The sequence below is a fragment of the Psychromonas sp. SR45-3 genome, from assembly GCF_014163575.1.
GTDB lineage: Bacteria > Pseudomonadota > Gammaproteobacteria > Enterobacterales > Psychromonadaceae > Psychromonas > Psychromonas arctica.
Window position 1 is genome coordinate 1 of the sequence record NZ_JACJDP010000062.1, and the last position, 12733, is coordinate 12733.

11 protein-coding genes and 1 pseudogene are annotated in these 12733 nt (G+C 38.4%); 5 read left to right on the top strand and 7 right to left on the bottom strand.

What is annotated here, in order from left to right:
- Together H5084_RS18620 and H5084_RS18625 are read right to left on the bottom strand one after the other, a co-directional pair.
- A pseudogene (locus H5084_RS18620) lies at positions 1–308 on the bottom strand (hypothetical protein); the annotation flags it as partial.
- Between the two features lie 123 nt (positions 309–431).
- Complete coding sequence (locus H5084_RS18625) at positions 432–956, bottom strand: transposase (protein WP_182692143.1); 525 nt, start codon at positions 954–956, stop codon at positions 432–434.
- A 315-nt stretch (positions 957–1271) separates the two neighbouring features.
- Here H5084_RS18625 and H5084_RS18630 point away from each other — a divergent pair, with 315 nt between their 5' ends.
- Entirely contained in the window at positions 1272–1958 is a 687-nt protein-coding gene (locus H5084_RS18630; protein WP_182692144.1) for a lysophospholipid acyltransferase family protein, read from the top strand.
- Between the two features lie 238 nt (positions 1959–2196).
- Here H5084_RS18630 and H5084_RS18635 read toward each other — a convergent pair whose 3' ends face one another.
- From H5084_RS18635 to H5084_RS18650, 4 genes are all read right to left on the bottom strand, one after another.
- Positions 2197–2505, bottom strand: coding sequence for a hypothetical protein (locus tag H5084_RS18635; protein ID WP_182692145.1), 309 nt, complete (start codon positions 2503–2505; stop codon positions 2197–2199).
- Between the two features lie 309 nt (positions 2506–2814).
- Positions 2815–3759, bottom strand: coding sequence for a diguanylate cyclase (locus H5084_RS18640; protein ID WP_182692146.1), 945 nt, complete (start codon positions 3757–3759; stop codon positions 2815–2817).
- Positions 3759–4568 carry an alpha/beta fold hydrolase gene (locus H5084_RS18645; RefSeq protein WP_182692147.1) on the bottom strand — a complete coding sequence of 270 codons (810 nt, stop codon included), beginning with the start codon at positions 4566–4568 and terminating at the stop codon, positions 3759–3761. The genes H5084_RS18640 and H5084_RS18645 overlap by 1 nt, the downstream gene beginning before the upstream one ends.
- A 304-nt stretch (positions 4569–4872) precedes the next feature.
- Entirely contained in the window at positions 4873–6690 is a 1818-nt protein-coding gene (locus tag H5084_RS18650) for a YdiU family protein (protein ID WP_182692148.1), read from the bottom strand.
- Positions 6691–7169: 479 nt separating this feature from the next.
- On the opposite strand from H5084_RS18650, the gene H5084_RS20065 reads away from it, so the two are divergent.
- The gene (locus H5084_RS20065; protein ID WP_182692149.1) at positions 7170–7568 is read left to right on the top strand and encodes a DUF2061 domain-containing protein; all 399 of its coding nucleotides are present in this window, start codon (positions 7170–7172) and stop codon (positions 7566–7568) included.
- 136 nt (positions 7569–7704) lie between these two features.
- A complete protein-coding gene (locus H5084_RS18660) occupies positions 7705–8610 on the top strand; it encodes a bile acid:sodium symporter family protein (RefSeq protein WP_182692150.1) in 906 nt (301 codons plus the stop codon).
- Between the two features lie 258 nt (positions 8611–8868).
- Here H5084_RS18660 and H5084_RS18665 read toward each other — a convergent pair whose 3' ends face one another.
- Positions 8869–10509: a dihydroxyacetone kinase subunit DhaK gene (locus H5084_RS18665; protein WP_182692151.1), complete on the bottom strand. Its 1641-nt coding sequence runs from the start codon at positions 10507–10509 to the stop codon at positions 8869–8871.
- A 340-nt stretch (positions 10510–10849) separates the two neighbouring features.
- Between H5084_RS18665 and H5084_RS18670 the strand changes: the two genes are divergently transcribed.
- Both H5084_RS18670 and H5084_RS18675 read left to right on the top strand, forming a co-directional pair.
- Positions 10850–11962, top strand: coding sequence for a PQQ-dependent sugar dehydrogenase (locus tag H5084_RS18670; RefSeq protein WP_182692152.1), 1113 nt, complete (start codon positions 10850–10852; stop codon positions 11960–11962).
- Positions 11963–12079: 117 nt separating this feature from the next.
- Complete coding sequence (locus H5084_RS18675; protein WP_182692153.1) at positions 12080–12592, top strand: DinB family protein; 513 nt, start codon at positions 12080–12082, stop codon at positions 12590–12592.
- Positions 12593–12733 lie beyond the last annotated feature (141 nt).

A 12733-nucleotide genomic window follows, 5' to 3' on the forward strand; every position in this document is an offset into this window, starting at 1 on the left:
TCATCATCTAAACCAAGCATTGATAATAACCTAGGTCGTTGATTTGAAATAGCACCTCGTTTATCTTCCCTTATTATTCGCCCACTCCAATCAACTAACTCAATATAATCTAATAATGAAAATGGGATACCTGGAATGTTGTTTTCATTATTATGTTGGCTCTCATCACCCACAAAGCCAAATAAGGGCTTTTTAGTAAAAGTATATTCTAGTGGCTTTTCTTGCTGTTGGGCAACACCAACTTTTTTGCAAGGTAACAGGCGTTCGTAAACAGATGTGTATTCTGACGTTTCTACACTGATAGTCATTTTTGCTCGCACTGGATTCAAATCAACATAAGCCATGCAAGTTAATAACGCATCTTCATCTAATAGTGCTTGAGATTTAAAGCGTCCTTCCCACTAATTTGTAGGGAACAAATTAGAACAGCTTTAGCTGGCCTGAAGGGTGAGCGCCATGGATGGCAGCGAATAAAAACGTCCTGAGCACTCATCTTCTTTATTGGCTTTACGCGCAATGAATTCATTTAAACAGCGCATAAACCATGAAATATCCGCTAACCTCCCTCTCCACCCTTCGATAATAGCTAATGCAGCTTTGTTTTCAGCCTCAGAGGTTGTTTGTTTGGATTGCCAACGCTCAACGAGTATAGGTTTTGAATAAAGCTGACACCAGCGCTCACAAACTTCTTCATGACTTAAGCTTTCGTTAAGCGCTTCGTCGATATGTAACACAAGGTGATAGTGGTTAGACATGATAGCGTAGGCGCAAATATCGATATTAAACAGAAAGGCTAGATAATGCATACGTTCAACAACCCACTGTCGTCTATGTTCAAATGATTTTTCCGTGTATTTATCTTCTCCGCACAGATAAGCTCGTCGAACACAGCGAGAAATACAATGGTAATAAGGGGTATCAGATAACGACACTTGGGATTGGCGAGATTGAGTCATAACAAACTACCTCCTAGATGCAGAAATAAGCATTTCTAAAAGATAGTTTAAGCATTGTAATTATTCAAATAGATGGGTGTCCGCAATTTTGCACTTCCGCAATTTTGCACTCAGCACTTTATTGTTAATCTTTTTATTCGCTCATCTGCGCTCGTCGAGTCAGTTTAAAAGTTAGTTAATTAAAAGTGAGTTAGTTAAAAGTGCCAAATAGAGCTCATTTCGCTCCATCTTTCATTAAACACCTCAATTAAACATTAGATCCTCATCTCATGTATGATGCCACCATTTTAATACGATTAAGCAATAGGAATTCAATTGACACTACACCGTATCAAAACAGCTCTCTACGCACTTTATTTAACTAACAAATTTGGTTTTAAATTAAGAGGTGAGCACAGTGCCAATGACGTCACAAAACTACGTTTAGAGTATGCAGAAACACTATTATCGCACTTAAAAATAAGCATCAACGTTGAAGGCGCAGATAAAATCAATAAGGGACAACCCTACCTTATCGTCTCAAATCACCGCAGTATTATTGATCCTTTGATTGTCGAAATGGCGCTAAAAAAAACGGGTATTAACGGTTTATGGGTAGCTAAAAAAGAGCTTTATAACTCATTCTTTTTTGGCATGTTTACCAGAAATGCAGGAACTGTATTACTGGATAGAGAAGCTAAAACAATGAATGGCTTTTTCACAGAAATAAAGAAAAGAGTCAAGAGTGGTTATTCTATTTGTGTATTTGCAGAAGGCACACGTAACAAAACAACGGAGACCTTAGCAGAGTTCAAAGAAGGCGCACAAATTATTGCAATGAAAAATAGGTTACCCATATTGCCTGTTTATATAGAAACGAACGCCAATGAAGCCTTAGAATCTTCATTACAAAATACTGATAGAGATCTAACAGCAAGCATTATTGTTGGTGATGTTATTGATTACAAAGATCGCTCTGATACGCTTCAAGCGCTTTATAAATCGCGATTTGATCTTGATTAGTAGGTAGTTGAAGTTTTTATTTTTTGGGGCTTAGTATTTCTCGTTCCCATGGTCCCCGTGGGAATGCATCGTTTGCATTGGTGCTTTTTGGTAGTAGCTCGTCGGGTCTGTTTGATATTTCCAGCTTCGTTTTCCGACCTCAAAAAGTGCTGGAAAAAGTGCTGGACACCCAATCATTGAAACAAGCAACATCAAGTAGTTACAATAAATTTTTACTCAATTTAATTTTCTGTTTCTTTTAATTACTTGATTTATCTACTTTTTCATTTTTACCTAAAAAGGTAATCAACAGTGCTACCAAAACGCCTACAAAACCGATGCCTGAAAATACAACACTATATTCACTCTTAATACCAAAAATATTTAATAAACTGGTTATTAACAATAATGATATTCCAAGTGTTTTTATTATGGTTAATCGCTTATTTAAGCTAAACCAAGTATTACAACCGGGGCATTGTTTTTCTACATAGATACTATTTTTATTTATATTTTTAATATCTTTAGGGTTAATTTTTTCTTTACAACTTGGACACGTTAATTTCACTATTAATCCTTGAGTCTTGCTTGTTAATTTTATTTATTAATATATAAGAATCTCGAGAAAAAACCAATGAAGTAAAGCCTTGTCTTTTGCCTTTAAGCTAAAAAATAGAGCCTTACTCAAAAACCAATGAGGCTTGGTCATGCCTTTTGCCTATGCATTGCCTAAGCAAAGCGATTTACTAATAAATAAAGTCGATGCTCAATGTGGCAACATCCATTTCACCGTTGTGTTTTTCTGAAAAATTACAAGAGCTAAACACCTATAAACGATTAATTTTAAGAAAACGATGAGGTATGCCTTATTATCGAGTTACGGCATGCTATTAATATTTTTTATACCTGTTCTGTTGTAAAGTTCTGTTTTGTTTCGACCGGATTCTTTGGCTTTATATAATGCAGCATCAACTTCAGCATATAGTGTTTTGAATATGCTATCCGGAGTACTGATCGTGAGCCCTATACTGGCTTTAATATAATTTTCACCAGCTTTAACTTCTCCTATTAATTGGTGTAAGCGCTGGCAAAACAGTATCGCATCTTGTTGATTTGTATCGTTCAATAGAATCAAAAACTCTTCACCACCAAAGCGAGAAACTAAATCTGTTTTTCGTGAAAATTCTTTTAATCGAATCCCTAGTTCCTTTAGCACACGATCACCTTCGGGATGTCCGTATACATCATTTACTTTCTTAAAATGGTCAATATCAAGTTGTATTAACGCAACGGAATGGTGAGACCTTACAGCAAGTTCAATTGCTAGAGTACTTCTGTACTTCATTTCTCTTCTATTTAATAAAGTCGTTAATTCATCTGTTGATGCAAGTAGTTTTAATTGCTCCGCTTGTTGCTCGAGTGTTTCTCTTGCTTGAATTAACTCTTCGTACAACTTATCTCGTTTTGTTGCGTTAAAGAAACTCCAGTAGATAAGGCCGGCGTTATCACTTTTTACGTTAACCGTAATTGGAATACGAATACCTTTTCCATTGATCATGGTTAACTGCATCTCTTCACAAATTTTTTCGTGTAAGAGTGTTGGAATTAAATAAGTTTGGTAAAAAACCTTAGAAGCCAGCGTAAAAATAATGTCTGCACTTTTTCCAATCAGCGCATCGGGTTCCCACTCCAATTCTGTCGAAAAATAATCATTACAATAAACAATCTCTTTTGAAACATCGGTTATAAAAACACCGTTGGGCAAGTTATTTAAAGTATAGGTAGAGATAGCTGAGTCTAAAGTGGTTTGCTTATCTTTCATTATTTATTTAAATATTCAAAGATAGAATTTGTGATTTGCTCGGGGTGAGTCATATGTAAACAATGCCCATCAGCTTCTACAACTTCAAGTTCACTGCCGGTTATATTTTCATTGATAAACCTCCCTATTTCAGGGGAAGCTAATGAATCGTTTTTACTTTGAAATATTAAGGTGGGTTGTTTAATGTCTTTTAATATATGTCGATAATCAGAAAGGAATGTCGCTTTGGCAAATCCCTTTGCAACAACAGGATCTGTGGAGCAGAAACTACTAGAAAGCTCGCCAGTAAGTTCACTTGGATTATTATCACCCATGACTAACGGCGCTAAATAATTCGCCCATCCAATATAGTTTTTATCCATCAAATTCAATAACTCGAGCAAATCTTGTTTTTCAAACCCACCTAAATAATCAGGAGGAAAGTTTAAAAAACAGGGAGATGGACAAATCATGATCATTTTTGAAAAAAGTGTGGGTACTTCTATACTCGCAAGGGTGCCAATAATACTGCTAACGGAGTGCCCAATAAAAATAGCATCTGAGAGTTGTAATGCTTCACCTATTTCGATGATGTCCTTTGCGTAACCCTCAAGGCCGCTATAGCGTTCTTTATCATATTGAGAGAGATCAGAACTACCAGACCCCACATAATCAAAGAGCACGATTTTAAACTTTTTTTCCAGCACTGGCATGATAAAGCGCCACATATTTTGATCGCAACCAAAACCATGTGCCAGCATTAAAGTTTTAGACCCAGTGCCAATCACTTTGACGTTATTACGCGTGAGTACATCATTTGAAATAGGCATATCATTCTCATTTTATTAGTGGCTAAATAACTAAATAACTAAATACCTACTTAGTGTAAGTTAGAAATGATTATTACTTAAAGTAATTTATGATTAATTGCCAACTCGCACGAAATAAAAAAGATATTTGAGCAATGATTCGTTAATAAACCGAGCTTGGTCGCCGACAGGGCGAAACCCAAAGCTAATTAACATCCAAGTGACTAGACAAGCGCAGACGAATTAGCGCAGTAGGTCGTCCCACCGCTAAATCCCCCAACCTACAACAAGGTTTGCAGGTCAGATTTTACTATAAACCCAAGGTTTACGACGAACAACTAAGATGCGATACGCCCCCTACTTTAAAGAACTCAAGCGGTTTCAATCGGTAGTATTTATCTTCCACTTGCTGCGACTGCTCTGAATATGGCTGATTCATCACCTCTTGCAACTCTCGAATTAAAGCGTAATCACCAACTGTTGCTTGCTGATAAGCAGGCTTAACTAACCACTCTCGTAAAATATATTTTGGGTTAACCAATCTCATCTGACTAGATACCTGTTCAAGGGTTCTAGGCACAATCGCATTTGCATCACAGTCACTATTGAGCAGTGTTTTCCATTTTACGAACCACTCTACCCAACGCGTATCTGTCTGCTGGGTGTCTGACTCGCTTGCATTACTTGCGGTATTATAAAAGCTTTTTTTCAGTGGACGAATGTCCTTGGGTATCGACGATAACTCTCGAAAGAAAATAGTATAATCGACAGGCGTTTGCATCATCAGCATGTGTAGCTCGTTAAGTAATGCCTTGTGTGAAGCGGTGTTTAACGTGCTAAGTCCCAACTTGGCAGCCCACATAGCTTGCATTTTTGAGTGCATGATTGTCGAGAATTCACGCTGAATCTCATCCAGTGCTAGCAAATAGCTTTGATCTGATGCCAGTAACGGTCGTAACGCCGAACAAAACATCTCGAAGTTACTTTGCGCGGCTTTGGGTTGGTTCATGAACGAATAGTGATTACCGCCCCCTGTCCAAGGTTGATAGTACGGGTTAAACACATCGCAAAATCCAAAGGGACCATAATCAAGTGTAAAACCACCAGCGGCGCAGTTATCACTGTTAAAGTTACCTTGACAGAAGCCAACACGGATCCAATTTGCTATCAGTGACGTCAGGCGTTCACGAAACTCACGCGCCAACAGCAATACTTTTTCTGGCATGGAGAGCTGACTATCGACAACCTCTGCGTACTCACGATCGATCAAATGCAACACCATTTTTTCGAGTTCCTGCATCGCATGAAGCTGATCATCCAACTGTTCATAATATTGACCATCTTCACGGGTACGGCGAGCGAATAGTTCGAGTTGACCAATGCGAATAAATGACGGTGCAACGCGCGTCGAAATAGCGACGGCTTCAGAGAACATCATGTCAGGGTTTTCCGAGCGAGAGCCTTCTGAATACCAAGCACGCTTGACCGTTTCTGTTTTGGAAACGTACAAACTCAACGACCGTGATGTAGATACGCCAAGTGCATGCATATGCTCTTGAGCCAAGAACTCACGAATGCTCGATCGTAAAACGGCACGTCCGTCGGCACCACGACAATAAGGAGTGCGACCACCGCCTTTTAACTGCATTTCCCAACGTTGACCATTAATAACCGCCTCAAGCACAGAAATGGCACGACCATCCCCATACCCGTTGCCTGTTTGGAACGGGCATTGATGAGTGTATTCAACACCATAAATAGAAAGTGCATATCCCGTCGCCCAACCGATCTTGCGCATCGGCGCTGGCACCTGAGAAGTATCACCGGAGAACATGCTAATGAAATCAGCAGATTCAGCCATCGTGTCAGCTAGGCCAAGTTCGCTAAAAAAAGTGTTACTGTGCGCAACATACTCAGGGTCTTTAATTGGTGTTGGGTTAACCGGAACATAATGACCCGAGAAGACTTGTCGTGGCGCATAGTCAACGCCGTTTTCCGTCGCATCAGGATCACAGTTCAGCGTATCCATAAGCGAATAGTTTGCCAACTTAGCAAGCTCGCCTAACGTAGCGATAGTAGGCGTTGATACGGGAGGTATAGCAGATACAGTCGAGTTGTTTTTCTCAGGCAGTCGATTTGTCATAGTGTTTTATACCAAGGTTCATAGAGATAAATATTAATGCTTACTATCTTACCGCGTTATTTTGGAGAGTTCAGTGTTAATTACAACTGTCTCGGTAAACGATCATTGATAGTTTATTTTTCTGCTTAGCTTTTCTACGTTGCTTGGGTCTGTTTGATTTGTATATACAGCAAGTGCTGAACATCCATTAATTAAGACTAACAATATCAACTCTTTGCAAGTAGCCGTATACGACTATTTATACAGTCAACAAACGTAACTTATCATCTAACCAGCCAACATAAATCATGTAAAAAATTCAGCTAGTTAATCCAAAATATAACAACACTCCTATTAAAAAATGAAGCCACAATAAAACCTATCAATAGCACCTATAAATAATACCTATCAATAAAATAGGTATTTTCACCTTGACTAAATGATAATGATTATCAATAATATTAACAAAGAAAAAGAAAGCATACTATGAGGGATACACAATGATTAAAACAATGACTTTTGCAGTGATCCATTTCAGCATCGCAACCTTAGTTGCTTTTGCTTTAACAGGCGATTTTTTATTAGGAAGTTTGATCGCGATTATCGAACCAGCAGTTAATACTGTCGCCTTTTATTTCCATGAAAAAATCTGGCTACATACACCGTTCCTTAAAAAGAGAGAATCGATGACAAAGGTCAAAACAGTGAGTTTTGCAGTTATTCACTTTAACGTTGCATTCATTGTCACTTACCTTTTAACCGGCGACGCTTTCTTAGGCGGACTAATGGCAACTATTGAACCAACGATCAACTCTTTTGCTTATTTCTTTCATGAAAAAGCCTGGGGTTTCAAAAAGAAAAATACAAAATTAAGTATTGAACAACCTATACGTGCTTAATAAGATACTCAGAACATGAGTTAAAGTGTGCAGATACACTTTAGAAAAACGATAAAGAATGCGCCATATCAAAACGATAAACCATAACACCCAGTAATATTAATGCCATCAAGTCGCTCCTAAACTAAGGGTATTTATGGCACCAATTATCGCGCAAGCTGTTACTCAAGTGATGTTACCTATTGTATTGGGTATTGTAATGTTAGGGATGGGATTAAGTTTACAAATAAAAGATTTTAAAGCGGTATTAAGGTCTCCTAAAGTCGCCATCATTGGTTTTTTATTACAATTGCTTTTACTACCGATATTAGCGCTGTTTGTTATTAAAGCTTTTGCCCTTAATCAAACAGCGGCTGCCGGACTTTTTTTATTGGCATTATGTCCCGGTGGTGCGACATCAAACTTATTTTCATTTATTGCTAAAGGTAACCTTGCCTTAAGTGTTTGCTTAACCAGTGTCGTCAGTATGTTATCGCCATTTATTCTCCCGATCGCCTTTATTGGTTTTATCCATTACAACGGTAGCCTAGATAGCCAACATTTTAACTTGCCTTTATTACCAGCAATGAAACAGCTCGCCTTAGTCACCTTATTACCGACTATTATTGGTATGTGTATTCGTTATTTTGCCGATCAATGGTCGCAGTCTGTGCTCCCTTTAATTAAAAAAGGGTCAACTATTGCTATGTTATTAGTGGTTAGCGCGCTTGTTTTGACTAACTTAAATATCATTCCTGCGATGCTTTCTTTGCATGGCGCAGCTGTTGTTACCATGTGTGGTTTAGCGTTAATCATTGCCTATTTTATTGCTGGCAAGTTTAATGTTAATGAAACCGATAGAAAAACTATTGCAATAGAAGTGGGTGTTCAAAATGCAGGCACCGCGATGATGATTGCATTTACCATAATGCATCAACCTGCACTAGCAACGATCCCTTTGATGTATGGACTTTTAATGAATATACCTGCATTCATTTTTGTATATTGGCTCTTACTCCGAAATAAAGAGAAAATGATTATGCCGCTAAAGGTAACTCCTTAGGCTCATTTAATCCGCTCATGCTTATCTTAAATTAAAAATTACGCAGGAAAAAAGGGGCGAGTTTATGATAAAAGTTGCTGTAAATGTTCATTCCCTTTACAAAACTTTTAACGCGAAAATAGTTTCTTTTAACCAGTAAGATTAATCAGTTAATTAGCGGAGTTGGTATTGGTTGAAACGAGGTGATTTTATAAATAAGGATAGCGCCGCACAGGCCACAGCTATCCTTAACTATGTGTGATTAAAGATAAGTTAGGCTTATTCTTTAAATACAGAAAACACTCGCTCAATCGCCAGAGAACCTGGATCTTTAACGCCTTTCAAACTATCACTGTTTAAATAAGATGAACGCCCCGCTTTCGCTTCAATCATAGTCGTAGTGCTTTCAGCACCAAGCCGTGCAGCTTCAATTGCTTCAACAAGCCCGTCTTTTGCCCATGCTTCAAAAGCAGGATACATAGCATCAATCATGGTGCAATCGCCCTGTTTGGCACCGCCGTATTCCATCATCTGTTTTAAACCCGCTTGTAACGCGCTCACTAGGTTTCTATTTTTAGTGTAGTCGTTACCTGCCGCGGAGAAGAAAATGGAAAGCAGTACACCAGAAGATCCTCCCATAGCCGTCGAAAGTTGTTCACTAATCACATTTAATAAAGCCCCGATATCATTCAAGGGAAGGTTATTTGCTTGCAGTTCGGCTTTTATTTGAGCTGCACCTGCGGCAAATGTTGAGCCGGTATCACCATCGCCCACTAATGAGTCAAGATGATTTAATTCTTTCTCTGCTGCCAGTAAGGTTGATGTTATTTTGCTTATTACCTCAGCGACTTGCGCATTTTCTGATGCAGTGAAAGCGACATTAATAGATACTTTGTCTTTTTTTATTACTTGTAATTGACGTAATTCGACGGGTTGTATCCAAGCATCTGTTTGTACTGGTGCTAATAGGGCTTCTGAATGGCGCTTATTTAATTCCAAATAGGAGATTGAAAAGCCTTTCATATCAATCGCAGTCATCATTGCTGCTGGGCCTAAGATTAATTGGATATTATCCTTTAGCGCTGATTCGAGGATATCTTTTGTGATCAAGCTCATTTCTAATGGTGAAACACCGCCAAGGTTGTTTATCATCAGAGCAATTTTAGTATTACTCGAAGATAGCGTAGCTTTTAATTTTTTGACCATGATGGCAACAACATCAGAGCAAGATGTCATATTAATCGTCGTTATTCCTGGCTCACCGTGAATGCCTAAGCCTAATTCAGCTTTACCTTCAGCAATACGTTGACTACTTTCTTCACCAATCAGTGAGCAACTGCTTAAAGCCACGCCGATACTGGCAGTGCCATCAATAGCGGCTTGTGCAGCCTCTTTTACTGCAGATAAGTCACTCCCCTGCTCGGCAAAATAACCAGCCACTTTATGAACAAATATAGTACCAGCGATACCACGAGGCCTGAGATTATCTGGAATAGATATATCGTCCGCAACAATCACCATTTCTACATTCAGCCCCATTTTCTTGGCTTTTTCACATGCTAGACCAAAGTTTAGGCGATCGCCGGTGTAGTTTTTAACAATGACTAAACATCCCTTTTCTCCGGTCACGTGCACAATAGCATTGAGTACGGCATCGACGCTTGGTGAAGCAAATACATCGCCACATACTGCAGCAGTCAACATTCCTTTACCGATAAAACCTGCGTGTGCTGGCTCATGTCCAGATCCACCACCGCTGATAATTGCCACTTTATCTTGCTGCCAGTCACTTCGAGTGACAATACGGATCCTTGGGTCAACATCTAGACGAGCTAGGTTATTATGTTTGTTGCTATACAATATGCCATCAATTGCATCGTGGACTAAGGTTTCTTTATTATTGGTAAATAATCTGTTCATATCGACTCCATTTAGCATTACATGTTTAGTTTCATCTTATAGATTTTTAAGGATTAATTTGATTCAACTGGGAACGTTTTGTAGTTGTTTGGTAGTTGTTTGGTAGTTATTTTGTAGTTTTTTATAGTAACTTTATGATTGTTTTACACTCTATAAATAAGCCAAGTCAATCACATTGAGTAAATACCAGTAAAAGTGCGAGACGCACAAACCTTTCGGACTTTTAAAACCAATCTTGTAAACTTCTTCTTAGATTCGTATAGTAAAGTGACTGAAATTCAACCACCAGCATACAGCTAAATTTGAACGACCGCTTACTCCCATCTATAAAGGAGCAAATATGAAATATTGGCATCAACTACTGTTCATTTATCTCAGCCTGATAGCCACTTCAATACAGGCTATGCAACCACTTCCCCTCATTGAAGATAAAACCCCGTACAAAACAGAAATAATATGGTCTGATATTAAAATTCCTTGGGGAATGGTTCAGTTGCCTAATGGAAAAATATTAGCAACGGAACGTTCAGGCAAATTATGGTTATTAACTGAAGGAAAACCTTCAATTGAGCTAACGGGCTTGCCGAAAATAGATGACAATGGGCAAGGTGGTTTACTTGATATTGCATTACATCCTGACTTTGCAAAAAATCAGCTTATCTTTTTCACCTATTCCAGTAAAAATGCGACAGGAAGCAATACAGCTTTAATGCGTGCTAAGTTAGATACTAAAAATAATCAGTTAATTGAGCAAAAAAATTTATACCTTGGTACAGGTGATTCAAATAAGCGCCAGCATTACGGTAGCCGCATTGCTATTACTGATGAGTTTATTTACTTTTCAATGGGTGACCGTGGGCAACGTGATAAAAATCCTCAAAACTTATCATTGGATGGCGGTAAAATTTATCGATTAAATCTTGATGGTAGTATCCCAACCTCCAACCCTTTTTATCAACAAGCTAATGTTATAAAAGCAATTTTTTCCTATGGACATAGAAATCCACAGGGGTTAATTACGCTGCCTTCACGCAACCAAGTGTGGTCACATGAACATGGCCCAAGAGGCGGCGATGAAGTTAACTTGATTGAGTCTGGTAAAAATTATGGTTGGCCCGTTATCGGTTATGGCGTTAATTATATTGGTACTAATTATACTGACATCACTGAAAAAAAAGGGATGGAGCAACCTAAGCTGTACTGGGATCCTTCAATTGCACCGTCTGGTATGGCTTATATTAGCAGTAATAAATACCCTCAATGGCAAGGTAAAATATTACTTGGTTCAATGAAGTTTGGACATTTAGTTTTACTAGAAATAAACAACAAAAGCATTGTCAAACAAACTAAGTTGCTAGATGGTATTGGTAGAGTCAGAAATGTGATTCAAGGTAGTGATGGGTATATTTATGTGGGTATTGATGGAAAAGGGATCCTAAGATTAATACCTTAAAACAGCTTATAACTCGTCATGGGCTAGCTCTTTTTGTCTACTTTCTCTCTAGGTGTAAAGACGAAAATATAACGTGTTAAATCGACATTTTATCCCCATTTTATAACAGGAACGAAGATGCATCTGAAACAAGCTAAAGATATGGCGCGATATAACCAATGGATGAATGAACGAATTTATTCAGTTTGTGCAGAGCTAACTGATGCCGAGAGGCGCAGTGATAAAGGTGCATTTTTTAAATCAATCCATGGCACGCTTAATCATCTATTGCTGACTGATAAACTTTGGCTTGGTCGATTCTTAGGCACCCCCTTCTCAATAGATGGACTTGATCAGGAGCTCTATCAAGATTTCAACCAGTTAGCGCTTGCACGAAAAGAAACCGACGAAACAATTTTAGCGTGGATAAGCTCACTCACCGATGAGGTATTATCGGGACAATTGCTTTACACAAGCATTGTTAACCCCGAACCTAGACAATACGAATATTGGTTTGCAGTTACACATTTTTTCAACCATCAAACACACCATCGTGGTCAACTAAGCACATTATTAAATCAATGTGGTAAGGATTGTGGTGTGACGGATCTAATTTGGTTGCCACAGGTGAAAGAAGGTAAAACCAGTTAATATAGACGTTAAATAATCGTAACTACTCAGCACTCATTAAAACTGAGTGCTTTTTACCAAAATAAAAACGTAAATGCTCAGGGCTAAGCTATTTATGCTTAGTTCAAGGCGAAAAAGCGCAGTTTAGTGGTTTAAATGAGC